Raw genomic sequence first — 24058 nt, forward strand, 5'->3', positions numbered from 1 at the left:
GGTCAGCCCAGCTTGAAATCGATCGGCACGTTGACCCAGCCGTCGACCGCTTCGTCGCCGCGCTTCGCGGGCACGAACGTCCAGCGCTTCACGGCGGCCACCGCCGCGTTGTCGAGCATGCGGCGGCCGCTGCTCGTGCGGACATCGACGGCATCGGGCGTGCCGTTCGCGAGCACGTGCACGCGCAGCACGACGCGCCCTTCCCAGCCCTGGTCCTGCGCAAAGGCCGGGTAGTCGGGCGCCGGGTTGCGCAGGTAGGCCGCGTCGCCGATCGGCGCGGTTTCGCGCACGGGCGCCGCCGGCGCGGCGGGTGCGGGAGACGGTGCGGCCTGTGCGGCCATGGCCGGTGCCGTCGGCGCGGGTGCCGCCTCGCGTGTGACAGGCTGCGCGGCAGCCGGCGCAGGCGCCGGATGCGCGACGGCCGCACGCGGCTTCGGCGGGGTCGGCGCCTGCTTCAGCGGCTGCTGCTTCGGCACCACCGGTGGCGGCGGATGCGCGGCCTGCGGCAACGGTTCGGGCGGCCGCGTCAGTTCGACCGTCATCGGCAGCGGCCGCGGCGGCTGCACGGGCGGCGCGGCGGGGGCGCGCGCGGCCAGCAGCGCGACGCCCGCATGCAGCGCCGCTACGGCAAGTGCAATCGCACCCGTGACGCGCCACCGCCCCGGCTTCGCCGCGCGCGCATCCGGCCGTGCGGCAGGCGAAGCCGACGGCGGCCATGCAGCAGCCACCGCGGCGGCCGCACCCGCGCCCGTGCGCGGTGCCGCACGTGCCGCATGCCGGCGCGCCGGCGGCACGCCGTATTCGATCGTCAGACCTGTCATGCTCGACTCCTTGCAATGACGCGCCGCGGCGCGCTACGCGACCCACGCATGGCGTTGCCGGTCGATGCGCGTGAACGGCGCCGGGTCGATCCATGCGCGCGCATCGAAATCCTGTTCGAGAAAGCCCCACTCGACGAGGAAGTCCTTGAACGCCACCAGCCCGTCGATCGACGTCTGCGCGAGCCCCGTCTCCAGATGGCGGTGCACGTCCGCGCCGTACGCATAGCGCACCCATTCGTCGGACGCGCGCGTTTCGCGGCCGATATAAGCCACCGTCTCCGCCGGATGACGCGCGGCCCAGTCGCCCGCACCCACCACGACCGACAGGAAGCGGCTCACGAGATCGGGGCGCGCGTCGATCAGTGCGCGATCGACGGTCAGCGTACGCGGCGTGCCGTTGCCGATCCGCACCAGCGGATCGGGGTGCGCGCCGAGATCGATGACCACCTGCGCGTCGATCAGGTGCACGGTTTCGAGCCCTTCGACTCCTTTCACGAACACCGCGTCGACCTCGCCGCGCACGAGCGCCGCGATCTCGATCCCGTACTCGTGCGGGCCGCGCGTAAACGATGCCGGCCCGGTGCGGCGTTCGCGTTCGTCGGGCAGGTCGACCCATTCGGCGTCGCCGTGCCCGAGCCCCTCCAGTTCGAGCGCGCTCAGGAAGCCTTTCAGCGCGGCCGCGCGCCAGAAGTCGATGCTGATCGGATGGCGCGGCAACCCGAGCCGCCGGCCGCGCAGATCGCGCACGGTGCGGATGCCGCGATCGGGCAGCGTGACGATCGCCTGGAACTCGTTGGTCCACGACAGACCGATCACGCGCGTATCGGCGCCGCGTGCCCGCGCCCACAGCGCCGGAATGTTGCCGCCCTGCCGGAACGAGGACGGGAGGCTGTGATCGAAGTGCGATTCGCGCTTGCCGGCGTCGGCCGTTTCCTGCAGCGAATGCAGCGCGATGCCGTCCGGCCCGAACTCCTCGTCGAACCAGCCGCGGTGCACGGCGATGCCGAGCGCGGTCGGCACCGGGCAGCGCGTGTACCAGAGTGCGTCGCGGGCCGTGGCCTGCGCAGCGAGTGTCGTCATGGTGAATGTCCTTGTCGTTGGAATGCGGGGGGATGCCGTTGCGCTCATGCGCCGGCCACGCGCAGCGCCGCCTGCGTGCCGCGCGCGTTCAGCGCGCCGTCGACGAGCGGCAGCACTTCCTCGCCCACGCGGTACGCCTCCTCGAGATGCGGGTTGCTCGCGAGGATGAACGTCGACACGCCGATGTCGACGTATTCCGCGAGCCGCTCGGCCACCTGCTCGTGGCTGCCGACGATCACGCAGCCGGGGCCGCCGCGAATCTGCGACATCCCGGCCCACAGGTTCGGGCCGACGATCAGGTCGTCGAAGTGCTGCGTGTTGCCCTGGTGCAGCGCGAACTGGCGTTTGGCACCGACCGATTCCGACGACTCGCCGCGCCCGCCGAAGCCGTTGCGCGTCGCGTCGCCCACCGTCGCGAACATCTGCCGCAACTCGGCCCACGCCTGCTCCTCGGTCTCGCGCGCCAGGATGTCGATGCGCATGCCGAAGCGCAGGTCGCGCTCGGCGTTCTGGCGATCGAGCGCGCGGCGGGCCGCATCGATCACCTCCTTCTGTTTCGCGAGCGGCTCGCCCCAGCTCAGGTGCACGTCCCCATGCTTCGCGGCGACCGCGAGCGCGGCATCGCTCGCGCCGGCCAGGTAGATGCGCGGCGGTTTCTGGCCGCTCAGCGGCGGCAGCAGGCCACCGCCTTCGACGCGGTAGAAGCGTCCGTCGAACGTGAACGGCTCGCCGGCCGCGACGCCCTTCACGACGTCGAGGAATTCGTCCGTACGCGCATAACGGCTGTCGTGGTCGATGAAGTCGCCGTACGCGCGCTGGTCGGGGCCGCCGCCGCCCGTGACGACGTTCCACTCCACGCGGCCACGGCTGATCCGCTGCAGGCTCGCGGCCATCTGCGCCGCGTAGACGGGATGCACGAAATGCGGCTGCAGCGCGATCAGGAGCCGCAGCCGGCGCGTCTCGCGCGCCAGCGCGGCCGCCACGACCCACGGCTCCTCCGTGAAGCGGAAGATCGGGATCAGCGCGCCGTGGAAGCCGGCGATATCGGCCGCGCGCGCGACCTGCGACAGATAGTCGATGTAGCCGAATTCGTCGTCGTCGACTTTCGGCGCGACGCGCGATCCGCGCTGGCGGTTCCATTCGCCGCGTGTATGCAGGTCGTGTGCGCGCCTGCCGTCGCCATGCATCGGCAGGCGCCACAGAAATTCAACAGCCATCGGGGTTCTCCTGGTCGGGCCATTCGGATTGCGTGCGGCATCGGCGTGCCGCCCGTGTGCTGCGCTGTAAAGCACGCGGTGTGCCAACCCGCCCGACGCGACACCTGCGCGGACGCCTGCAAACCTGCGCGGCGCCTTGCACGCCGGGCGTCGACGGCAACCGGATCGCACCCGCCCGGCCGTGGCCGGCGCGGTCGCGACAGGCCCGTGCCGTGCTGCTGCATCGGCCGCACCGCTGCTGCGCGCGCAACAGCGGCCCACGCGACTGTTGCTGGCGCAACAGGCCACGCATCGACACACGCATCGCCCTTTCCGCGCGACGCCCGCACCGCGTGCGGCCGCGCCGTTTCCGTTCACTGGCCCGGAACTTGCAACGCTGACCGGCCCGCGCGTGCGCACCGACACCGGGCGGCACCGCGCGCGACCGCGCTTCGACCATGCTTACGCAGAGAGGGAATCTCACACATGACAGACAGGCCCGATTCGTCATCGGACAAGCAGCAGACGTTCTGGTACGCCCGATCGCCCGTGCCGACCCCGCTCGGTATCGCCGTGCATCTCGGCTGGCTCAACGGCGAGACGTCGGCCGACGGCGTCGCGATCCGCTCGCCGCGCGGCGCCACGCGGCACGACGTGTCGTCGATCAGCGACCACACGCTGACGCAGTCGTTTCGCCAGGGCGGCAGCATCCCCGCGATGTGGGCGCGCTCGAACGGCGCGAACACGCGCGTGATCGGGCTGTCGTGGGTCGACGAATCGCAGTTGATCCTCGCGCGGCCCGAGTCGGGCATCCGCTCCGTGAAGGCGTTGCGCGGGCGCCGCGTCGCGATCCCGAGCCGCCCCGACGACCGCATCGACATCTTTCGCGCGTCGGCGCTGCGCGGCTTCGTGAACGCGCTGAGCCTCGACGGGCTGACCACCGCCGACGTCGAACTCGTCGACGTGCATGCACGCACGCTGCAGGCCGTCGGGCCGGCGCGCGCGGCGGACCTGTTCGCGTCGCCGCACGGCTTCTCGAGCCGTGCGCTGTACGCGGCCGAAGCCGGCGCGCTGCTGCGCGGCGAGGTCGACGCGATCTACGTGAAGGGCTCGACCGGCCTCGAGATCGCGCAGCTGATCGGCGCGCACGTCGTGATCGACATCGGCTTTCATCCGGAGCGCTCGATCCGCAACAACAACGGCACGCCGCGCCCGCTGACCGTCAACGCGGACGTGCTCGCTAACCATCCGGACATCGTCGCCGGCTTCCTGAAGCTCGTGGTCGCGGCCGGCGAATGGGCCGGCACGCATCCCGACGAAACCGCGCACTACGTGGCCGGCGAAACCGCGTCGTCGATCGACTGGGTTCGCGCCGCATACGGCAACCAGCTGCACCGGCACCTCGGCGTCAACCTCGACGACGAATCCGTCGCGGCGCTCGACGAGTTCAAGACGTTCCTGCACGACCGGGGTTTTCTGGAAGCCGACTTCGACGTCGCCGACTGGATCGACCCGCGCCCGCTCGCCGACGTGCTGCGGCCGTCGCGGCAGAAACGCGCGTGAGCCTCTTTTCCGCCCACTGATCCCGACCATCATGAAACACATGCTCTCCCTCGCTTCGCTGCGCCGCCCGCTGCGTGCGCTGTTCGCCGCGCTGCCGCTTGCCGCGGCATCGCTCGCCGCACCGGCCGCGCATGCGGACGATGCGCCCAAGGTGGTGCGAATCGCCGTCGTCGCCTATTCGGGCGGCGGCAAGACGCAGTACGCGGGCGCCTCCGCGCTGATCGACGCCGACAAGTCGCTCGAGAAGGCGCTCGCCGCGCGGCACGTGAAGCTGCAATGGGTACCGGTGTCGACCGCGGCGGTCGGCACACTCGTCAACGAGGCGTTCACGAACGGCAGCATCGACTTCGCGGGCTACGGCGACCTGCCCTCTGTCGTCGTCAACGCATCGGGCACGCATACGCGCCTGATCGTGCCGGGCGGGGTCGGCAGCAATACGTATCTCGTCGTGCCGGCCGGCTCGAGCGCGAAGTCGATCGTCGACCTGAAAGGCAAGCGCATCGCGCTCAATCGCGGCCGGCCGTGGGAAGTCACGTTCAGCAAGCTGCTCGCCGAGAACGGGCTGAAGCTGTCCGACTTCAGGATCTACAACCTCGACCCGCAGGCCGGTGCGGCAGCGGTCGCGGCCGGCCGCGTCGACGGCTTCTTCACGCTGTCCGACGCGTATTCGCTCGTCGACAAGAACGTCGGCAAGATCATCTGGTCGACCAAGACCGCGCCCGACGACTGGAAGATGCGCGCGGAACTGTGGGCATCGGACGATTTCGTGCGGCGCTACCCCGACATCACGCAGCTCGTCGCGACCGCCTACGTGCGTGCCGCGCACTGGATCTCGCAGCCGCAGAACCGCGATGCGTACGTGAAGATCCTGAGCGCGTCCGGCCAGCCGGAAAGCGTCGTGCGCCGCGAATACGCGGACGAATCGACGCCGTGGAAGGAGCAATGGACGCCGCTCTTCACGCCCGCGCTGACCGGTCACTACCGCGATGTCGTCGCGTACAGCCGCCAGGCCGGCCTGACGTCCGCGCCGGTCGACGTGAACGCGCTGCTCGCGCCGACGTTCGTCGCGACCGCGCTCAAGCAGCTCGGGCTCGACGGCTACTGGCGCGCAGACACGGCGCGCGTCGCGAGCCGCTGATGCCGATGCACGCCCTCGCGTCGAACGGCGCACGCGCGATCCGCCTGCCCGGCATCGCGCGGCTCGGCGGGCTCGCGCTGTGGTGGGCCACGCCCGTCGCGTTCGCCACGCTGTGGTGGCTCGCGAGCGCGCAGCGCTGGTTCCCGCCGCAGCTCGTCGTGCCGCCCGGCCGGCTCGCGGCGACGCTGCGCACCCTGTTCGACACCGGCGAACTGCGCGACAACCTGCTGATCACGCTGCATCGCCTCGCGCTCGGGTTCGCGATCGGAGCGACGGGCGGGGCCGCGTTCGGCATCCTGCTGGCGCGCAGCCGGCTGTTCTCCGACTACCTGCGGCCGACGTTCGACCTGCTGCGGCAAGTGCCGACGCTCACGCTGATTCCGCTGCTGATCCTGCTGATCGGCGTCGACGAGCCGCTGAAGCTCGTCGTCGTCGGCAAGGCCGTGTTCTTCCCGGTCGCGCTGGCCGCGTACACGGGCGTGCACGACGCGCCGCGCGACCTCGTCGAGATGGCGCGGCACTACGGGCTCGGCCGCTTCGCGCTGCTGCGCGACGTGCTGCTGCCGGCCGCGCTGCCGCCGCTGCTGACCGGCGTGCGGATCGCGCTTGCACGGGCGTGGCTCGCGCTCGTCGCGGTCGAGCTGCTCAGCGCCGACAGCGGGATCGGCCAGATGATGGAACTCGCGCGGCAGATGCTGCGGCTCGACGTCGTGCTCATCGACGTCGCGGTGATCGGGCTGATCGGCTTCGCGATCGACCGGTCGATCGCGCTCGTGCAACGCTACGCATTGCGCTGGCAAGCGCCCTCGCGCTGACCTGACTGGATACGCTTCGAAATGACGCTCGCCATACGCTCTCTCTCGCTCGCCCCGCTGCGCCGCCGCGCGCGCGGCCTCGTCGTGCCGGCCCTGCTGGTGGCCGCATGGCAGTTCGCGTCGTCCGGCGACGCGGCCCATCAATACGCGTTCGTGCCATTGCAGCAGGTGGGCGCCGCACTCGTTGAACTCGCCCGCAGCGGCGAACTCGCGACCGATCTCGGCGCGAGCCTGCGCCGCACGACGCTCGGGCTGGGGTTCGGCGTCGCGTTCGGGCTTGTATTCGGCGCGGCGATGGCGCGCTCGACGCTCGCGCGCAAGCTCGGCGAGCCGGCGTTCCAGGCACTGCGCTACGTGCCGCTGCTCGGGCTGATTCCGCTGCTGAGCCTGTGGGCCGGCACCGGCGAATTCGCGAAGGTGCTCATCATCGCGCTCGCCGCGTTCTACCCGATGACCACCGCCAGCTTCGACGGGCTGCGCCGCGTCGATCCGCGCTACGTCGAACTCGCGCAGTCGTATCGCCTGACGCGCATCGGCCTGTGGCGCGACGTGCTGATTCCCGGCGCGCTGCCCGACCTGTTCGCGGGCGTGCTGCAAGCCGTGCCGTTCGCGTGGATCACCGCGACCAGCAGCGAGCTGCTGTTCAACGCGGGCGCGGGGGTCGGCAGCCTGATGCAGAACGCGCAGGCCGGCGCGCGCGCCGACGTGCTGCTGGTCTGCGTGCTGGGGGTGACGGCGCTCGCCGTCGGCATGAGTGCGCTATGCGAGCGGATCGCGCAGCGCGCGCTGCGCTGGCGCGATCACGCCTGACGGCGCAACCGCGCGTCGGCGTCGCCTCCGTCACCCGCATCGCGCGGCTTCAGGATGCCGAGCTGCGCGAGCCGCGCACGCACGATGTTGCGCGATTGGTCGAGCAGGCGCGACATGCGCAGCTGGTTGTGCTCGCTGTAGTCGAACACGCTGCGGTAGACGGTGTCCTCGATGTGCTGCCAGAGCGACGGCGTGCCGAGATCCAGCAGCTCGATCACCGCATGGCGCAGCGCATCGGTCGCCTCGGCCACATCGCGCGCACGGCGCGGCGGTGCCGCCGCCGGGGCGCGCGGGTCGTCGGCATCGGGCGCGAGCGACAGCGCGGAGAACTGCAGGTCGCCCACATCGATCGCACCACCCGCGCAGATCAGCACCGCGTGGTGGATCACGTTCTCGAGTTCGCGGATATTGCCCGGCCACGCGTGCGCGTGCAGCCGTGCGCGCGCGGCCTCCGTGAGCGTCGGCGCGGCGACGCGCAGCCGCTTCGCATAGGTGTCGATGAAGTGTTCGATCAGCGGCGCGATGTCGCCGAGGCGCTCGCGCAGCGGCAGCAGGCTCAGCTTCACGACGTTGAGCCGGTAGTAAAGATCCTCGCGGAAATTGCCCGCGCGCACCGCGGCTTCGAGATTCACGTTGGTCGCCGCGACGAGCCGCACGTCGATCTTCACGGTCTTGCGCGAGCCGACCGGCGTCACTTCGCGCTCCTGCAGCACGCGCAGCAGCTTGACCTGCGCGGATAGCGGCAGGTCGCCCACCTCATCCAGAAACAGCGTGCCGCGATTCGCGGATTCGAACCAGCCGGGCTGGCTGTTGATCGCGCCGGTAAACGCGCCGCGTTCGTGGCCGAACAGCTCGCTTTCGATCAGCGTCTCGGAGAAGGCGCCGCAGTTGACCGCCACGAACGGGCCGTCATGGCGCTCGCTCAGCGAGTGCACGAGGCGCGCGATCAGCTCCTTGCCGGTGCCGCTCTCGCCGGTGACGAGCACGGTCGCGTCGCTCGGCGCGACGAGCTGGATGCGCTCGAGCAGCACCCGCGATTTGGGATCGTCGAACGTCAGCGCCTTCGCACGGATCGTGATCGCATGCGAATTCGGGTCCGGCAAACTGAAGATGGCCATGGCACGACCGGCGTGTTGAACGGGGAAGGTTCGACGATAGCAAGGCGCGCGCCGGGGATGAACCAATTCATCGAGCTATCGGTATGACGGCGGCCGGATTGCGCCGGCCGCCGCGCGAGCGCACACGATGTCACGCGAGACCGGTCATCTTCCATTGCTGCTCGAGCGCGCCCGGCCCGAACTCGAGCGAGCCGCCGAGCGGCTCCGCGAGCGCCTGGAAATACGCGGCTTCCTCGAGGATCAGGATGTACTTCGACACGTCGAGGATCGATTTTCCCCAGAAGGTTGCGCCGCCGTTCGCCTCGATGATCGCCGGTACCTCGGGGTCGCGGCGGATCGTGTCGACGATGAAACGCGGCTCCCCGGGACGACGATCGACGTACACCGGAATCTCGCGGGCGCGCGTGTAGCGCGCAGCCGGCGCATAGCGGATCGGCAGCGGGCGATGCGCGCTCGCCCATGCGCCGAGATACGGGCCGTGCACGTGGATCACGACACCGACGTCCGGCGCCTCGCGGAACACGTCCGCATAACGCGGCCCGTTGCCGCCCGCGCGCGCGTCGCCATGCAGCACGTCGCCGTCGAACGTCACGACGACGGGCTGGACTTCCTGCGAGGCGGCCCACGGACTCGGCGCCGACAGCGCGACGACGAGCTCGGTGCCCGGCACGCGCTGGAACGCCTGGAACGTGTTGGTCGCGGACAGCGTGCGCGTGTCCTTCAGCACGCGTGCGGCCTGCGTGAATTCGCGCGCGGCACGCTCGACGAATGCCACGAGTTCGCCGCTGTCGATGGTTGGGGTGACGGACATGAGGATGGTTTCCTTGATCGGGTGGACGGAGGGGATCGCAACGCAACGTCGCGACACACGCCGACCGGATCAGCAGCAATCGTGCCAGCCGGGCGCGCACGCATCGAACGCCCGCGCCGCGGTGCGGGCCGGTCATGCACGACGCCCGCGGCACGATCCGTGCCCCTGCGTTTGTTGCGGGAGCAACAGCCCGCCGGCCCGGACTGCTGCGCGACGCGCAGCCGGCGCATGCGTGCGGCACACGCGGTACGACGCAACGGCCCGTCGCGCCGCGCGCCGCACCCGCAACGGATGCGCTGGTTCGAAACTTGCGTCGTGCTCGGCCCGCGCCATGCACCGTCCGGCGCTTCCGATCCGATCTCATCGACCTCCATCCGACCATGACGCTCCTCCCCCTGCGCGGCTGTGCCGCGCGCGCACTGCTGGCTTCGGCGCTCGCCGTATCGTCCTTCCCCTCGCACGCGGCTTCGCCCGGCCGCGTTCCCGCGCCCGACCCGCTGCAGGGCGACGGCCGCGTGTCGGCGTTCTACACGTGGGACCGCGACATTCCGGCGACGCCCGGCGCGCTGCTGCGCACCGAGCCGCTGCCCGCGACGCTCGGGCTCGCGAGCGCAGCGCGCCAGTTGCGGATCCTCTATGCGTCGACCGACGGTGTCGGCGGTCACACGCCGATCGCCGTGTCGGGTGCGCTGTTCGTGCCGCGCGGCACGCCGCCCGCCGGCGGCTGGCCGATCGTCGCGTGGGCGCACGGCACGTTCGGGATGGCCGACATCTGCGCGCCGTCGTGGTTCGGCCGCTCGTATCGCGACGTGCGCTACCTGAACGCGTGGCTTCAGCAGGGGTTCGCCGTCGTCGCGACCGACTATCAGGGGCTCGGCACGCCGGGCCCGAATCCGCAGCTCAACAACCGCTCGAACAGCTACACGCTGCTCGACAGCGTGCGCGCGGTACTCGGCGGCGTGCCGGGCCTCGCGAACGAAGTCGTGCTCGTCGGCCAGTCGCAAGGCGGATCGGCCGTGTTCGCGGCGGCCGGCTACGCGCCCGCGTATGCGCCCGAACTCGCGATCCGCGCGACCGTCGCCACCGGGACGATCTACAACGCATCGCCCGCCACGCTCGCGTCGCTGCCGAAGTTCGACAGTGCTTACCGACGCGATCTTGAGCGCGTCGATCCGACACTCGCGTACCAGTTCTACTCGGTGCTCTCCGCCCAGCAGATCGACCCGTCTCTGCGCGCCGACGAAGTGCTGACCGACCAGGCGGTGCCGATCCTCGAACAGGCGCGCATCGGTTGCCTCGCGTCGCTCGAGGACGATGCGGCGCTCGCGCACCTCACGCATGCGAACACCGTGAAGCCCGGCGGCGATGCACGGCTGAAAGCGTGGTGGGACGCGTACCTGACGTACCCGACGCTGAAGATCGCGACGCCCGTCTTCATCGGCGCGGGCGCGGACGACGGGCTCGCGCCGCTCGAACTCGCGCTCGCGAAGGACGCGTGCGCGGCGGGCACGACCGTCGAGGCGCACCTGTATGCGGGCCGCGAACACAACGGCACCGTGAACGCGTCGCTCGCCGATTCGATCCCGTTCGTGAAGCGCGTGCTCGCCGGCGAGACGATCCACCCGGTCTGCACGCCCGCCGCGCAGCAGGCCGTGTCGCGATAACGCGCGCCGCGCGCTTTGCACGCCGGCGCGAATGCATTTCCGAATCCGTTATTGGATCGCGCCGCCGCGCATTTTTATACTCGTCAGCACTCTCTTCCAAAGAGTGCCAGCCAATCTCGACAGAACAGCACAGGACGAACCTATGAGCCTACGCCCCTTGCACGACCGCGTGATCGTGAAGCGACTCGACCAGGAAACCACCACCGCGTCGGGCATCGTGATCCCCGACAGCGCCGCGGAAAAACCCGACCAGGGTGAAGTGATCGCCGTTGGCCCCGGCCGCAAGGATGCGGACGGCCAGCGCATCGTGCCCGACCTGCAGGTCGGCGAGCGCGTGCTGTTCGGCAAGTACGCGGGCCAGGCCGTCAAGCTGGACGGCACCGAGTTTCTCGTGCTGCGCGAGGAAGACATCGTCGCAGTCGTCAACCAGTAACGGAGCGCAATCATGGCAGCGAAGGAAATCATTTTCAGCGACGTCGCACGGGCCAGGCTGACCGAAGGCGTGAACATTCTCGCGAACGCGGTGAAGGTCACGCTCGGGCCGAAGGGCCGCAACGTCGTGCTCGAACGCAGCTTCGGCGCGCCGGTCGTCACCAAGGACGGCGTGTCGGTCGCGAAGGAAATCGAACTCGCGGACAAGCTGCAGAACATCGGCGCGCAGCTCGTGAAGGAAGTCGCGTCGCGCACCAGCGATGCGGCCGGCGACGGCACCACGACGGCCACCGTGCTGGCGCAGGCGATCGTCCGCGAAGGCCAGAAGTACGTCGCGGCCGGGCTCAATCCGCTCGACCTGAAGCGCGGCATCGACAAGGCCGTCGCGGCGGCCGTCGACGAGCTGAAGAAGATCAGCCGTCCGACCACCACGAGCAAGGAAATCGCGCAGGTCGCGACGATCTCCGCGAACGGCGAGGAATCGATCGGCCAGCGCATCGCGGAAGCGATCGACCGCGTCGGCAAGGAAGGCGTGATCACCGTCGAGGACGGCAAGTCGCTCGCGGACGAGCTCGACGTTGTCGAGGGGTTGCAGTTCGATCGCGGCTACCTGTCGCCGTATTTCATCAACAATCCCGACAAGCAGATCGCCGAGATCGAAAGCCCGTACATCCTGCTGCACGACAAGAAGATCTCGAACATCCGCGACCTGCTGCCGGTGCTCGAACAGGTCGCGAAATCGGGCCGGCCGCTGCTGATCATCGCGGAAGACGTCGAAGGCGAAGCGCTCGCGACGCTGGTCGTCAACAACATCCGCGGCATCCTGAAGACGGTGGCCGTGAAGGCGCCGGGCTTCGGCGACCGCCGCAAGGCACTGCTCGAAGACATCGCGATCCTGACCGGCGGCCAGGTGATCGCCGAGGAAACGGGCCTGACGCTCGAGAAGGCGACGCTGGCGGAACTCGGCCAGGCGAAACGCATCGAGGTCGGCAAGGAAAACACGACGGTGATCGACGGCGCGGGCGATGCGAAGAACATCGAGGCGCGCGTGAAGCAGATCCGCGTGCAGATCGAGGAAGCGACGTCGGACTACGACCGCGAGAAACTGCAGGAACGCGTCGCGAAGCTCGCGGGCGGCGTTGCAGTGATCAAGGTCGGCGGTGCGACCGAGATCGAGGTGAAGGAGAAGAAGGACCGCGTCGACGATGCGCTGCACGCCACGCGCGCGGCCGTCGAGGAAGGCATCGTGCCGGGCGGCGGCGTCGCGCTGATCCGCGTGCGGCAGGCGATCCGCGAACTGCAGGGCGTGAACGCCGACCAGAACGCGGGCATCAAGATCGTGCTGCGCGCACTCGAGGAACCGCTGCGCCAGATCGTCACGAACGCGGGCGAGGAAGCAAGCGTCGTCGTCGCGAAGGTGGCCGAAGGCTCGGGCAACTTCGGGTACAACGCGCAAACGGGCGAATACGGCGACCTCGTCGAGTCGGGCGTGCTCGATCCGACCAAGGTCACGCGCACGGCGCTGCAGAACGCGGCGTCGGTCGCGGGGCTGCTGCTGACGACCGATGCAACCGTCTTCGAAGCACCGAAGGATGCGGCACCGGCGGCTGCGCCGGGCGGCCCGGGTGCGGGCGGGCCGGGTTTCGATTTCTGATGACCCGACGCGTATGCCGGTTCGCCGGCATGCGCGACCGGCACGCACAGCGAAACGCAGGCAACGCGTGGCGACGAAAGTCGTCACGCGTTTTTTGCATGGGGCTGCGAAAACGGGCGGCGTGCCGGCCCGCTGGCGCGCTCGGGTAAGATGAACGCCCGTCCGCCGCCCCGCCGCCCACGCCATGCCGACCGTACAAACCATTCTCGACGACTACGAACGCCTCGGCTGGACCGGCAACGATCCGATGTCGCAGATGCTGGCGCTGCGACGCGACAATCCGGCGGCACTCGCCGACCTCGTGATCGCTTCGTTCGATCGCGAGCTGTCGCATGCGACCTTCCTCGACGCCGCACTCGACCTGATGGACGACACCGCTTTCGCGAACGTCACCGCCGCAGCGTGGCAACGCGTCCGCGACGGCGCATGGAACACGCGGCTCGCGAGCGTGTTGTCGAGCGCGGCAATACAGGCGCCGCAGGTATTTGCCGGTCACTGGGACGTGTTTCTCGACGTTGTGACCGCGAAGCGGTCGCCGCACCTGTACTACGAGGACAACGCGTGGCGAATGCTCGATCCGGCGACGATCGATGCATGGCGCGGCCGGCTTGCCGAGCCCCCCTCCGGCGACGACGCGATGCGCGAACGCGCCGTCGCGCTGCTTCATTCGCGACACCCCGCGGCCGTTCGCGACGCGGCGGCGCGGCTGTTTTCCGACGATCCGGGCAAGTACGCCAACTGGCTCATGTCTGCCGGCTATGCGCAGGAACATGACACGTTGTGCGCGCTGCATGGCGAGTCGCCGCTACACATCGACTTCGGCCCGACGCTGCGTGCGCCGAGGCTCCGCGAGATGCCGAAGTGGAAACGCGAGATTGACGCGCATCACCCGACCTGGCACGCACGCGATTCGCATCGATCGGGCGCGCGCTTCGGCGGCGTGTCGACGCATCGATGCGGCCTGTGTCACGAGCCGCTGCATCGGTTGCTGACGCTACCGCAACCCGCGGCAGCCGGCATCGACAGCGCGACGCCCGTATCGTTCGACACCTGCCTGTCGTGCGTCGGCTGGGAGAGCGACGGCCCGCTGTTCCACCGGCACGACGACGCAGGCAACGCCTGCGCGCACCCGTCGCAGCAACGCGACATCGCGATCCAGCCCGAGTATCCGGCGGCCGCGTTCGTGGAGGCCGACGTTGCGCTCTTCGCCGCACCGGCACGCTGGACACGGCAGGACTGGGGCGAATCGAACGGCCGGCAGAACCTGAGCCGTGTCGGCGGCGCGCCGTCGTGGGTACAGTCCGCGTGGTATCCCGACTGTCCGGATTGCGGCCGCAAGATGTCGTTCGTCATGCAGCTCGATTCCGGCCTCCCGCAAACGGACGGCGGCGAATGGCTGTGGGGTAGCGGCGGCGCGAACTACACGTTCTGGTGCGCGCCGTGCCGCACCAGCGCGCACCTCTGGCAGTGCACGTAGCACGCACCGGCCACGCAACCTTTACGACCTTTTTACTTGCGGACGCGCGTGCGTTCACTAGAATGTGTTCGCCATCCATCACCGAGTACGCACCATGCGCATCCGAAGTCCTCGCCCTCCGAGTTGCTTTTCTGCCTGACAGGCAGGACGCCTGCGTCTCTCTTTTCCCGAGCCACCGTCCTGCCAGCAGGCGGACGGTGCGCGCCGTAGTCATTCCCGTGCACGCTTGAACACGACGTCGATGCGTTGATCGCGCGTCGTGCGGGCAAGCGTGTTCCCGCGGAACATCCCTTGCAACGTCGCGCCATCGATCCGCCAGCCCGGCAACGATCGCCTGGCATGCCCGCATCCGGCATGTCGATCCGGTCACATTGCTTTGCATCCCTGATTTAACCCACTGAAGTTCCCGATACCGGAGCCCGGTCATGTTCGAGATCGACAAGCAGTACACCCGCGAATTCATCCACACCGCCTGCGGCGGCAGCAAGCAGGCGTTCCTGCCGACGAAGAGCGGCAAGGTCGTGGCCGCCTGCCTGCGCACGGACCTCAACCCGCATGCGCCCGACGTGATCCTCTGCGACGGCAGCGCGTCCGCGCGCGCGGCCGGCAGGACGCTCGCCGCGCAACGCGATGCGATTCCGGTGTTCATCCGCATGGCCACGGACGCGTACCGCTTCGTCGGCCGGTACGTCGTCAGCGAATCGCTCACCACACCGCTCGACTGCGCGCCTTACGTGCGCAACAGCGGCTTCACGCCCGGGCAGATCTCGCGCGTGCTGAAGCTCAAGCGCTGCTGACGCGCGCAGCGCACGCCCTCCCGGTCGCCTTTCATCAAGGAGCAATCATGCTTGGCCTGACGTTCTGGAAACACGTGATCGGCACACGACCCGATGCCGCCCGCGACGATCGCGCAACGGCACTCGGCCGGCACCGCGTGCGCTCGAGGACGCTGGTGCTGACGAGCGCCGCGGTGGCATTTGCGGCGATCGCGTTCGGTGCGCCGGTCGTCGGCATTTCCGTGTTCTTGCTGACGACGTTGCCGTTCGTGCTGTCGGGTACCTGACGATGTCCTTGTCGGGCATGCGGCGGGCGCCATCGCAATCGATACGAAATTTTAATGCGGCGCCCCCGCGTCTCTGACACCGTCTTTACACGCTTTTGTCTAGGATTTCCCTGTCATCCCGACACGGAGAGATCCGCATGCAAACGCAGCAGGCCGCCGCCGGCGGCCAACCCGACCTTCCCTACCGACGCGGCGGCGCAACGTTCGCGAACCGGCTGGCCGACGCCTGCCCGCCGGATAACATCCTGCTCGACGTACCGGTCGAAAGCGCGATCCAGTTGTTCGACCTCGTCGCGCACTATATCGAGCGCAGCAGCGGTGTGTCCGCGGAACGGATCAGGACCGAACTGACGAAGCGCGAGCAACTCGGCTCGACCGGCCTCGGCCAGGGCGTCGCGATTCCGCATGCGCGTGTCGCCGGCCTCCGCTCGGCCATCGCGCTGTTCGTTCGCGCGCAGTATCCGTTCCCCTTCGACGCACCGGATCGCAAGCCCGTGCGCGAATTCATCGTGCTGGTGCTGCCGCAGGAAGACAACCGCGCGCACCTCGAACTGCTCGCCGACGCGGCGCGCTGTTTCAGCGAACGCCCGTTCCGGCAGTCGTCGCGCGACGCGCTGACGCCCGACGAGATTCACCGGCTGATGCAACGCACGTATTGATGCCGTCGTGATGCCGCGTCGTGCGGCAACACGCACTCCCTTCATCCATCCGGATTCCCATGTTCCCAGACCCTGAAAGTCCCACCCCGACGTCGCGCCGCGTAGCCGGCCTGGCGCGCTCGCTGCCGTTCATGCAGGCCCTGCACGGGCAGACCGTCGTCATCGTCGAAGGCGGCGCCGCGAGCGACGCACGCGCCCGCCACGCATTCGCGCAGGATGTCGCGCTGCTCGCACTCACCGGCGTTCGACCGATCGTCGTCCAGGGCTTACCGGCCGCGTCCGGCACGCAATCGGTCGACACCGCGCGCGCCGCGATGACCGAGCGCAACCATGAGCTGGTGCGCCTGATCGGCAGCCACGGCGTGAAGGCGCTCGGCATCGACGGTCACGACGGCGGGCTGCTGATCGCATCCGCCGCATCCGATCGCACGACGAGCGCGGTCGCGCACTTCGACGGCACCGCGTTGGCTGCGTTTCTCGGCAACGGGCTGGTGCCCGTCGTGATGCCGGTCGCCCCGGACGACGCAGGCCATGATCACCTGCTGCGCGCGGAACAGCTCGGCAGCCTCTTCGCGCAGCGCACCGGCGCCGTCACGCTGGTGATGATGGTCGACAGCGCGCTGCTGCGCGAACTCGGCGAGCTCGCCGGGCTCTATGGCATCACGGAACTCGAGCAATGGCTGGCCGAGCATCCGGCCGCAACCGCAGCGCCTTGCGTGCGGGAAGCGCTCGATGCGCTCGCGCACGGCGTGCAGAACGTCCATCTCGCCGATATCGGGCAACCCGAATCGCTGATCGACGAACTGCTGACGGAGGAAGGATCGGGGGTCGTGTTCTGCCGGCGCGGCAACACCGACCTGCTGGCGGAAACCCGCCGCTACTTCGCGGATTCGGCGAGCGTGCTGCGCGACGGCTTCAACGTCGAGCAAAAGCAGGTCGTGCGGTTCTGAATTTTGCAGCAGAACCGCTCGCGGCGCGGTGCGCAGTGCCGTCAGAACATCTGGCGCAGGCCGACGGCAGCCCCGACGTTGTTGGTCCTGCCGATCTGGTCGACCTTGCCGGTGAGCCGGTTGGTGGCACCCGGATAGTCGGCCGCGAACGCACCGTTGCCGCGCGAGAAATCGACCGTGCCGTAGACCTCCGTATGCTTGGACAGCGCATACTCGGCCAGCACGGTCGCCGAGTAGTTGATCCCCGAGCCGAGCGTGCCGTCGAGCCGCTGCGCGTTGCGTGCGTGGCCGTAGTAGCCGGCCACCGTGATCAGCAGCGGCGCGGTGGCCTGCCAGTTGGCGCCGACGTAGAACGTGTCGTCGATGCGGTTCGGGCTCCCGCCGCTCAACGCCGGTGCGCCGGCCTGCTGCATGTTGAAGTCGGTCGTGCCCGTCTTGTCCTGGCCGTGCAGCCAGCCGGCCAGCAGGCGGACGGAGGGCGTAACCTGATACGCGCCGCTCACGTGCAGAAAGTTCACCTTCGCGCCGTTGGTCGCACTGCCGTTCACGGACGATACCGAGGTCTGCTGGAAGCCTGCGTTGATCGACGCGGGCCCTTGCGCGTAGGTGAGCTCGACGCCGTACGTGCTGTCGAGGCCCATCGCACCGGCATGATTGCCGAAGCCGTAGATCGCATCGACGCTGAACCCGTTGTACGTGAATGCGTACTTCACCGAGTTCGGCACCGTCAGGTAGTTGCCAATGCCGTTGTACGCCCAGCTGTCCTGCCAGTAGTCGCCGACGGTCATCGGATCGAATACGTCGCCCATCGTGTCGTACACCGGCGCGTACTGGTTGCCGAACGTCAGCGTGCCATATCGGCTGTTCGACAGGCCCACGTAGGCCTGCCGGCTGAACAGCGTGTTCGCGACGTGCAGCTTGCCGTCGCCCAGCTCGAAACCGTTCTCGAGACGGAAAATCGCCGACAGCCCGCCGCCGAGATCCTCGCTGCCGCGCAAGCCCCAACGGCTGTGCGTTTCCGGGCCGACCGTCATTCCGATCAGGTCCTTGCCGTCAGGGCCGGCATTCGTCTGATAACGGATCGCCGTATCGACGAGGCCATACAACGTAACCGAACTCTGCGCGAACGTGCACGATGCAGACATGGTGAAAGCGGCGCCGATACAACCGGTGACAACGGTGCGTCTCATGAAAGGCCTCCCTGGGCAATTGATTTTGTAAGCAGTCCGATAGCATTCGTGGACGGACGCCATTACTGCGAACGGGAGAATAATCGGCCATATTCGCGGCACCTATTACCGCTTCTGGATTGGACCTTTCCAGCGTCGTCAACAATCGCTGTCGTGCACGATGCAGCGGCCCGGCGCGATCGAGATCCGCCGTCGCGGCCTGCCGGACGGCGGGCAAATCACGTTCCGCCCCAATGATTCACACCGTGTCGAAGCGCGGCACCGATGGTTCGATGCCCGGCTGTCGGAGCATGGCCACGGCGCGCAGAACGGCAACGATCCCGACACGGTGCGTCCTTCGCGACCCGATGCGCCGGCGTCGAATCAGGCTCGGGCGGCATCGATCCGGAATACCGCGATCGTCGCTTCCAGCTGCCCCGCCTGCGCTTTCAGCGCCGCCGCCGCTGCCGATGCCTGCTGCACCAGCGCGGCATTCTGCTGCGTCACCTGATCCATCTGCGCGACGGCCTGATTGACTTGCTCGATGCCCCGCGACTGCTCGTCGGACGCGGCGGTAATCTCGCTCATCAGTACGTCGACCCGTCGCACCGACGCCAGTATTTCCGTCATCGTCCCCGTCGCGCGATCGACCTGCCGTGCGCCGGTGTCGACGCGCCTGAGCGAATCCGTGATCAGTTCCTTGATTTCACGCGATGCCGCGGCACTGCGCTGGGCCAGCGAGCGCACTTCGCCCGCCACGACCGCGAACCCGCGCCCCTGCTCGCCGGCCCGGGCCGCTTCGACCGCGGCGTTCAACGACAGGATGTTGGTCTGGAAGGCGATGCCTTCGATCACCGTGATGATCTCGGCGATCTTGTCTGACGATTCCGACAGCCCCCGCATCGTCCTGACGACCTCTTGCGCGGCCTGATTGCCCTGCTCGGTCAGCAGCGCCGCGTCGCTCACCACCTGGCTGGCCTGCTTCGCGTTCTCGGCGTTCTGGCGAACCGTCGATGTCAGCTGCTCCATGGACGCGGCCGTCTCCTCCAGCGACGCGGCCTGCTCCTCGGTCCGTTGGGACAGATCCATGTTGCCTTCCGCGATCTCCCGAGCGGCGGCGTCGATCGCGTGCGAGCCGTTCTGCACCGCCCGGATCGTCTGGAGCAGTTCGCCCTGCATCGTCTGCAAGCCGGTCAGCAGTTGCCCCATTTCGTCGGTCGAATGAATCTCCACCCGGGTCGTCAGGTCGCCTTCGGCGATGGCGCCGAAATGGCCCAGTGCGTTCGCCAGCGGCGTGCCGATCGCCCGTTGCAGCGACCACCATGTCAGCGTGGCCGCCCCGAGCGCGACCAGGCTCCCGGCGAACGCCATGGCGATGAACCAGTGGAAGCGTGCCTGCGCGGCATCGAACGTCGCCCGCGAAGCCGTGATCTGGAGCTGCCCGAGCGCATCCATGGCGTCGGACGCGTCGATGAACAGCGACGGCGGGATGCGTCGCCAGACTTCCGGAATTTTGGCCGCATCACGGGTGGCTATGACCTCGAACATCGGCTCCAGCCCGTTGTCGACCAGCGCCTTGAACTTGCTGCCGGCGTCGGCCGCGCGGCGGGCCTCTTCGGGGCCGGAGAACGGCAGCGCACGATAGGCCTCCCATGCCTTCCTCGATGCGGCCAGCATGTCGCGGGCCACACCGGTTTCCTGCGGAACTTCGTCGCTGGCCGGATCGAGCGCGATGCGATACAGCCACAGGCGCGTCCTCGACAGCGCGACATTCGCCTGCCCGAGCGCCTCCGACGAAGCGAGCCGTTCGGAATAGAGCGTCTTCACGTCGTTGTTTCCGATTGCCATGCCGACCACGCCGATGATGCCGCCGACGACCAGCAATACTCCGAGAAAACCCATCGCCAGCGCCAGACGGGTGCGAATGCTGAAATTCTTGATCATGGTCAGGAGAGCGTTGAGCACGCCGCCGGTGCATGCGACGCATGCGCGTGAAACCAGTCGGGTACGGCACGTGCAAGGTCGACTTCCCGATAACGACCAAAGTGACGTCGGGATTAACGCAGAATCCGTAACGGACGTTTCCGGAAGCGGCGAGTTGTGATCCGCGCGAGTCCGTGATAGCGAGGTGTGCAACGCTTGCACGCCGAATCGTCCGATGAATATCCAGGTGCCCGGGCGCTGGCGGGCGCACGTGTCGCGTGGTGGCATGCCGATGCGCCCCTGCGCTCACGTCGGGCTGCTTTCGACCGTGCGCGCCGCGTACCGGCTTCCACGCAGATTGATCTGGATAACAAACCATTCAGCCGCGCTGCCCGAAGCGCGCCGATCATGCCTCAGCCGCTCGGCGAGCAATCGACCCGCAGGACCGCTGCTCGCCAGCGTCCTGCTGCGCAGCCCGGCCGGGCCATGCCGGAACTTCGTGATCACCACGTCGACCGCGATCGCGCAGCGCAGCGCAGCGCCGGCGCGATGCCAGGCGCAAGGCACGGCGCAACGGCGCTCCCGTCAATGCGCCGGTTGCCGATCCGGTGCCCGGCCGTGCCCGATACGACGGCCGGGCTGTGGAGGATGGGGCGCGACGGATGGATGCTCACGGAACGTCGAGCGGCGCGCCATGCCCGCATCGCCACGCAAATGAGGCCGCTTGCGACATCCCGTTGCCGGGCGCCACAAGCGGCCTCCTCGCAGACGGCATGCGTCAGCGTCGCGTCGCCAGCCTTCTCACGACGCTCACCAGCGCGTCGACTTCGTCGCACGTGTTGTAGAACGCGAGCGACGGCCGCACCGTTGCCTCGAGCCCGAACCGCCGCAGGATCGGTTGCGCGCAGTGATGCCCCGAGCGCACCGCGATGCCCTCTTCGTTCAGCGCCTGCCCGACTTCCTCGGTCTCGTAGCCCTTCAGCACGAACGACAGCACGCTCGCCTTGTCGCGCGCGGTACCGACGAGGCGCACACCCGGCACCGGTGCGAGCACGCTCGTCGCATACGCGAGCAGGTCGTGCTCGTAGCGCGCGATGTTCTCGATGCCGACGCGGCTCACGTAGTCGAGCGCGGCACCCAGCCCCACCGCATCCGCGATGTTGCCGGTGCCGGCCTCGAACCGGTTCGGCGGCGGCTGGAACACCGTGCGCTCGAACGTCACGTCCGCGATCATGTTGCCGCCGCCCTGCCAGGGCGGCATGTCGTCGAGGATCGCGCGTTTGCCGTACACGACGCCGATCCCGGTCGGCCCGTAGATCTTGTGCCCGGAGAACACGAAGAAATCCGCATCGAGCGCCTGCACGTCCACGCGCATGTGCGAGATCGACTGTGCGCCGTCGACGAGCGCCTTCGCGCCCGCCCGATGCGCAAGCTCGACGATCTCCTTCACCGGCACGACCGTGCCCAGCGCGTTCGACACCTGCGTGACGGACACGATCTTCGTGCGGTCGTTGAGCAGCTTCCGGTATTCGTCGAGCAGCACCTGCCCCGAATCGTCGACCGGAATCACGCGCAGCTTCGCGCCCTTGAGCGCGGCAAGCTGCTGCCACGGCACGATGTTCGCGTGATGCTCGAGGTTCGACACGATGATCTCGTCGCCTTCGCCGACGTTCTGCACGCCCCACGACTTCGCGATCAGGTTGATCGCCTCGGTCGTGCCGCGCACGAACACGATCTCGTCCGGCGACGATGCGCCGATGAAGCGCTGCACCGTTTCCCGCGCATGCTCGTACGCATCCGTCGCGCGGCCGGCCAACGCATGTGCCGCGCGGTGAATGTTGGAGTTCTCGTGTGCGTAGAAGTATGCGAGGCGGTCGATCACGGCCTGCGGCTTGTGCGTCGTCGCCGCATTGTCGAACCACACGAGCTGCTTGCCGTTCACGCGCTCCTGCAGGATCGGGAAATCGCGGCGGATCGCGTTCACGTCGAACGGCGGGTGCGCGCCGCGATACAACTGACCTTGCGGCTCGGCTGCGTGCGTATCGTCGATGAAGTAACGCGGCACCTCGCCGCCCGACGCGCGCGACGCCGGCACGTCGCGATGCACGGCGAGCAGTTCGCGCAGCGCGTCGTCGCCCGGCAGCCCGAACGCTTCCGGCGACGCGAGGCCGTTCGACGGCACGACGATGTCCTGCGGCGTCGCCTGCCAGCCCTGCAGCGAACCGTCGGTGAAGTAGTACGGCGATGCCTTCGCCGCGCCTTCCGGCGCCGGCGCATTCACTTGCGGCACGCCGAGCGCCGCGCCGCCGACGCGCGGTTCGAGCGCGGGCGCGATCGACACGGCGTTGTCGGGCAGCCCGTTCTGCGCGGCCGCATGCGGCGCGAGCGCCGGTGCGCGGTTGCCGAGCGACAGCACGTGGGTCGGTGCGGACGGCGCGAGGTTCGCGCCGGGCACCTTCCCTTGCGGGAGCGCGAGACCGGGCACGCCGGTGCCCGCGCCGCCCGGCCCCGCGAGCGGCGAGCCGCCCGGGACCGGGTTGCTCACCGACGCCAGGATCGGCGCGGCGGCCGGCAACGCCGACGGCACGCCGCCGACCGCACCGCTGCCCGCCGACAACCCGGGCGCGGTGGCCTGCCCGGGCGGCGTCGAGAAGAACTCGGACGCGAGCCGCGCAAGCGTCGCGGGATCGGGCAAGCCGGCCGGCAACGGCGCGTGCGGCAGCGCGTGCGCGTCGCCGCCGGCCAGGCCGGGATTAACGGTAGGTGTCGGGATAGTCATGGAACTTGGCGATTTCGACGTCATCGAGGACAGCCAGCGCATCCGGCGAATGGACCGCGAGCGAGCAATACAGCGAGATCAGGTACGACGCGATCGCCTGGTTGTTGATCCCCATGAAGCGCACCGACAGGCCCGGACCCTGCTCGCCCGCGACACCCGGCTGATAGAGGCCGACCACGCCCTGGCGCTTGTCGCCGACGCGCAGCAGCAGGATCTTGGTCTTGCCGTCCGCGACCGGCACCTTGTCCGACGGGATCAGCGGAATGCCGCGCCACGTCAGGAACTGCGAGCCGAACAGGCTGACCGTCGGCGGCGGCACGCCGCGCCGCGTGCATTCGCGGCCGAACGCGGCGATCGCGAGCGGGTGCGTGAGGAAGAACGCGGGCTCCTTCCACACCTTGGTCAGCAGTTCGTCGAGGTCGTCCGGCGTCGGCGCGCCCGTCAGCGGGAAGATCCGCTGGTCGTCGGTCACGTTCGCGAGCAGCCCGTAGTCGGGGTTGTTGATCAGCTGGCTTTCCTGCAGCTCCTTGATCGTCTCGATCGTCAGGCGCAGCTGTTCCTTGATCTGGTCATGAGGACTGCTGTAAAGATCGGAGATCCGCGTATGCACGTCGAGCACCGTGCTCACCGCGTTGAGGAAATACTCGCGCGGCTGTTCCTCGTACGGCACGAAGGTCTGCGGCAGCACGCTTTCGTCCTCGAGCTGCGTGCATGCGGCACGCACGGCTTCCGGGTTCTTCACCTGGTTCAGGCGATAGATGCCGGCCTCGACCGGTACCCATTGCAGCAGATGGGTCAGCCAGCGCGGCGTGATCGTGGAAAGCTGGGGGACGGTCTTGGTAGCGTTCGCTAGTTGGCGGGCGGCGTGATCGCTCAGCGCAGCCGCGCCGCTTGCAACGGTCGACATGTGTGGCTCCGGGTTCTTAAGATGAAAAA

At 68.8% G+C, this 24058-nt stretch carries 22 protein-coding genes; 12 read left to right on the forward strand and 10 right to left on the reverse strand.

The window, feature by feature from the left end; all coding sequences use genetic code 11:
- Positions 1-2 precede the first annotated feature (2 nt).
- The 3 genes from ACTJLD_RS03330 to ACTJLD_RS03340 are packed head-to-tail and all read right to left on the reverse strand — an operon-like array spanning position 3 to position 3118.
- Positions 3-821, reverse strand: coding sequence for an energy transducer TonB (locus ACTJLD_RS03330; protein ID WP_440657977.1), 819 nt, complete (start codon positions 819-821; stop codon positions 3-5).
- A gap of 33 nt (positions 822-854) precedes the next feature.
- Entirely contained in the window at positions 855-1901 is a 1047-nt protein-coding gene (locus ACTJLD_RS03335; RefSeq protein ID WP_060197490.1) for an ABC transporter substrate-binding protein, read from the reverse strand.
- Positions 1902-1945: 44 nt separating this feature from the next.
- Positions 1946-3118, reverse strand: coding sequence for an LLM class flavin-dependent oxidoreductase (locus ACTJLD_RS03340; protein ID WP_027790747.1), 1173 nt, complete (start codon positions 3116-3118; stop codon positions 1946-1948).
- Between the two features lie 465 nt (positions 3119-3583).
- Between ACTJLD_RS03340 and ACTJLD_RS03345 the strand changes: the two genes are divergently transcribed.
- From ACTJLD_RS03345 to ACTJLD_RS03360, 4 genes are read left to right on the forward strand one after another with little or no spacing between them, the layout of a single operon-like run.
- Positions 3584-4660 (forward strand): ABC transporter substrate-binding protein, encoded by a 1077-nt coding sequence (locus tag ACTJLD_RS03345; protein WP_124546776.1) that lies wholly within the window; start codon positions 3584-3586, stop codon positions 4658-4660.
- Positions 4661-4700: 40 nt separating this feature from the next.
- Positions 4701-5798, forward strand: coding sequence for a PhnD/SsuA/transferrin family substrate-binding protein (locus ACTJLD_RS03350; RefSeq protein WP_230953592.1), 1098 nt, complete (start codon positions 4701-4703; stop codon positions 5796-5798).
- Positions 5798-6613: an ABC transporter permease gene (locus ACTJLD_RS03355; RefSeq protein WP_440657978.1), complete on the forward strand. Its 816-nt coding sequence runs from the start codon at positions 5798-5800 to the stop codon at positions 6611-6613. Before ACTJLD_RS03350 ends, ACTJLD_RS03355 begins: the two co-directional genes overlap by 1 nt.
- Positions 6614-6634: 21 nt before the next feature.
- The gene (locus ACTJLD_RS03360) at positions 6635-7423 is read left to right on the forward strand and encodes an ABC transporter permease (RefSeq protein ID WP_059653948.1); all 789 of its coding nucleotides are present in this window, start codon (positions 6635-6637) and stop codon (positions 7421-7423) included.
- Here ACTJLD_RS03360 and ACTJLD_RS03365 read toward each other — a convergent pair.
- Both ACTJLD_RS03365 and ACTJLD_RS03370 read right to left on the reverse strand, forming a co-directional pair.
- Positions 7414-8541: a sigma-54 interaction domain-containing protein gene (locus ACTJLD_RS03365; protein WP_060208398.1), complete on the reverse strand. Its 1128-nt coding sequence runs from the start codon at positions 8539-8541 to the stop codon at positions 7414-7416. The two genes, ACTJLD_RS03360 and ACTJLD_RS03365, sit on opposite strands and share 10 nt — an antisense overlap.
- Positions 8542-8671: 130 nt before the next feature.
- A complete protein-coding gene (locus tag ACTJLD_RS03370) occupies positions 8672-9352 on the reverse strand; it encodes a class II aldolase/adducin family protein (protein ID WP_060312309.1) in 681 nt (226 codons plus the stop codon).
- Positions 9353-9732: 380 nt separating this feature from the next.
- Between ACTJLD_RS03370 and ACTJLD_RS03375 the strand changes: the two genes are divergently transcribed.
- From ACTJLD_RS03375 to ACTJLD_RS03410, 8 genes are all read left to right on the forward strand, one after another.
- Positions 9733-11016, forward strand: a complete 1284-nt coding sequence (locus ACTJLD_RS03375; protein ID WP_440657980.1) for a lipase family protein — start codon at positions 9733-9735, stop codon at positions 11014-11016.
- A 142-nt stretch (positions 11017-11158) separates the two neighbouring features.
- A complete protein-coding gene (gene groES, locus ACTJLD_RS03380; protein WP_027790739.1) occupies positions 11159-11449 on the forward strand; it encodes a co-chaperone GroES in 291 nt (96 codons plus the stop codon).
- Positions 11450-11461: 12 nt separating this feature from the next.
- Positions 11462-13102 carry a chaperonin GroEL gene (gene groL, locus ACTJLD_RS03385; RefSeq protein WP_021156751.1) on the forward strand — a complete coding sequence of 547 codons (1641 nt, stop codon included), beginning with the start codon at positions 11462-11464 and terminating at the stop codon, positions 13100-13102.
- Positions 13103-13286: 184 nt separating this feature from the next.
- On the forward strand, positions 13287-14579 hold the full coding sequence (locus ACTJLD_RS03390) for a hypothetical protein (RefSeq protein ID WP_440657981.1): 1293 nt from the start codon (positions 13287-13289) through the stop codon (positions 14577-14579).
- 425 nt (positions 14580-15004) lie between these two features.
- Positions 15005-15376 carry a DUF6697 family protein gene (locus ACTJLD_RS03395; protein WP_440657982.1) on the forward strand — a complete coding sequence of 124 codons (372 nt, stop codon included), beginning with the start codon at positions 15005-15007 and terminating at the stop codon, positions 15374-15376.
- 47 nt (positions 15377-15423) lie between these two features.
- Positions 15424-15642 (forward strand): hypothetical protein, encoded by a 219-nt coding sequence (locus ACTJLD_RS03400; RefSeq protein ID WP_021156746.1) that lies wholly within the window; start codon positions 15424-15426, stop codon positions 15640-15642.
- Positions 15643-15779: 137 nt separating this feature from the next.
- Complete coding sequence (locus tag ACTJLD_RS03405; protein WP_440657983.1) at positions 15780-16301, forward strand: PTS sugar transporter subunit IIA; 522 nt, start codon at positions 15780-15782, stop codon at positions 16299-16301.
- Between the two features lie 59 nt (positions 16302-16360).
- Positions 16361-17251: an acetylglutamate kinase gene (locus tag ACTJLD_RS03410; RefSeq protein WP_440657984.1), complete on the forward strand. Its 891-nt coding sequence runs from the start codon at positions 16361-16363 to the stop codon at positions 17249-17251.
- A gap of 41 nt (positions 17252-17292) precedes the next feature.
- On the opposite strand, the gene ACTJLD_RS03415 is transcribed toward ACTJLD_RS03410, so the two are convergent.
- From ACTJLD_RS03415 to ACTJLD_RS03435, 5 genes are all read right to left on the reverse strand, one after another.
- A complete protein-coding gene (locus ACTJLD_RS03415) occupies positions 17293-18441 on the reverse strand; it encodes a porin (protein WP_060171452.1) in 1149 nt (382 codons plus the stop codon).
- Positions 18442-18804: 363 nt separating this feature from the next.
- Positions 18805-20364: a methyl-accepting chemotaxis protein gene (locus ACTJLD_RS03420; RefSeq protein WP_440657985.1), complete on the reverse strand. Its 1560-nt coding sequence runs from the start codon at positions 20362-20364 to the stop codon at positions 18805-18807.
- 285 nt (positions 20365-20649) lie between these two features.
- Positions 20650-20853: a hypothetical protein gene (locus ACTJLD_RS03425; protein WP_440657986.1), complete on the reverse strand. Its 204-nt coding sequence runs from the start codon at positions 20851-20853 to the stop codon at positions 20650-20652.
- A 268-nt stretch (positions 20854-21121) separates the two neighbouring features.
- Positions 21122-23122, reverse strand: coding sequence for a family 2A encapsulin nanocompartment cargo protein cysteine desulfurase (locus ACTJLD_RS03430; RefSeq protein ID WP_060358781.1), 2001 nt, complete (start codon positions 23120-23122; stop codon positions 21122-21124).
- Positions 23097-24029 (reverse strand): family 2A encapsulin nanocompartment shell protein, encoded by a 933-nt coding sequence (locus tag ACTJLD_RS03435; protein ID WP_027790729.1) that lies wholly within the window; start codon positions 24027-24029, stop codon positions 23097-23099. The genes ACTJLD_RS03430 and ACTJLD_RS03435 overlap by 26 nt, the downstream gene beginning before the upstream one ends.
- Between the last annotated feature and the right edge of the window lie 29 nt (positions 24030-24058).

Source organism: Burkholderia sp. 22088 (assembly GCF_052045915.1).
GTDB classification, from domain to species: Bacteria; Pseudomonadota; Gammaproteobacteria; order Burkholderiales; family Burkholderiaceae; genus Burkholderia; species Burkholderia cepacia.

Coding starts and splice junctions, on each gene's coding strand:
- ACTJLD_RS03340 (WP_027790747.1), bottom strand. CDS start 3,118: ATGGCTGTTGAATTTCTGTGGCGCCTGCCGATGCATGGCGACGGCAGG.
- ACTJLD_RS03365 (WP_060208398.1), bottom strand. CDS start 8,541: ATGGCCATCTTCAGTTTGCCGGACCCGAATTCGCATGCGATCACGATC.
- ACTJLD_RS03430 (WP_060358781.1), bottom strand. CDS start 23,122: ATGACTATCCCGACACCTACCGTTAATCCCGGCCTGGCCGGCGGCGAC.
- ACTJLD_RS03395 (WP_440657982.1), top strand. CDS start 15,005: ATGTTCGAGATCGACAAGCAGTACACCCGCGAATTCATCCACACCGCC.
- groL (WP_021156751.1), top strand. CDS start 11,462: ATGGCAGCGAAGGAAATCATTTTCAGCGACGTCGCACGGGCCAGGCTG.
- ACTJLD_RS03400 (WP_021156746.1), top strand. CDS start 15,424: ATGCTTGGCCTGACGTTCTGGAAACACGTGATCGGCACACGACCCGAT.
- groES (WP_027790739.1), top strand. CDS start 11,159: ATGAGCCTACGCCCCTTGCACGACCGCGTGATCGTGAAGCGACTCGAC.
- ACTJLD_RS03370 (WP_060312309.1), bottom strand. CDS start 9,352: ATGTCCGTCACCCCAACCATCGACAGCGGCGAACTCGTGGCATTCGTC.
- ACTJLD_RS03355 (WP_440657978.1), top strand. CDS start 5,798: ATGCCGATGCACGCCCTCGCGTCGAACGGCGCACGCGCGATCCGCCTG.
- ACTJLD_RS03435 (WP_027790729.1), bottom strand. CDS start 24,029: ATGTCGACCGTTGCAAGCGGCGCGGCTGCGCTGAGCGATCACGCCGCC.
- ACTJLD_RS03335 (WP_060197490.1), bottom strand. CDS start 1,901: ATGACGACACTCGCTGCGCAGGCCACGGCCCGCGACGCACTCTGGTAC.
- ACTJLD_RS03390 (WP_440657981.1), top strand. CDS start 13,287: ATGCCGACCGTACAAACCATTCTCGACGACTACGAACGCCTCGGCTGG.
- ACTJLD_RS03345 (WP_124546776.1), top strand. CDS start 3,584: ATGACAGACAGGCCCGATTCGTCATCGGACAAGCAGCAGACGTTCTGG.
- ACTJLD_RS03350 (WP_230953592.1), top strand. CDS start 4,701: ATGCTCTCCCTCGCTTCGCTGCGCCGCCCGCTGCGTGCGCTGTTCGCC.
- ACTJLD_RS03415 (WP_060171452.1), bottom strand. CDS start 18,441: ATGAGACGCACCGTTGTCACCGGTTGTATCGGCGCCGCTTTCACCATG.
- ACTJLD_RS03405 (WP_440657983.1), top strand. CDS start 15,780: ATGCAAACGCAGCAGGCCGCCGCCGGCGGCCAACCCGACCTTCCCTAC.
- ACTJLD_RS03420 (WP_440657985.1), bottom strand. CDS start 20,364: ATGATCAAGAATTTCAGCATTCGCACCCGTCTGGCGCTGGCGATGGGT.
- ACTJLD_RS03410 (WP_440657984.1), top strand. CDS start 16,361: ATGTTCCCAGACCCTGAAAGTCCCACCCCGACGTCGCGCCGCGTAGCC.
- ACTJLD_RS03360 (WP_059653948.1), top strand. CDS start 6,635: ATGACGCTCGCCATACGCTCTCTCTCGCTCGCCCCGCTGCGCCGCCGC.
- ACTJLD_RS03375 (WP_440657980.1), top strand. CDS start 9,733: ATGACGCTCCTCCCCCTGCGCGGCTGTGCCGCGCGCGCACTGCTGGCT.
- ACTJLD_RS03330 (WP_440657977.1), bottom strand. CDS start 821: ATGACAGGTCTGACGATCGAATACGGCGTGCCGCCGGCGCGCCGGCAT.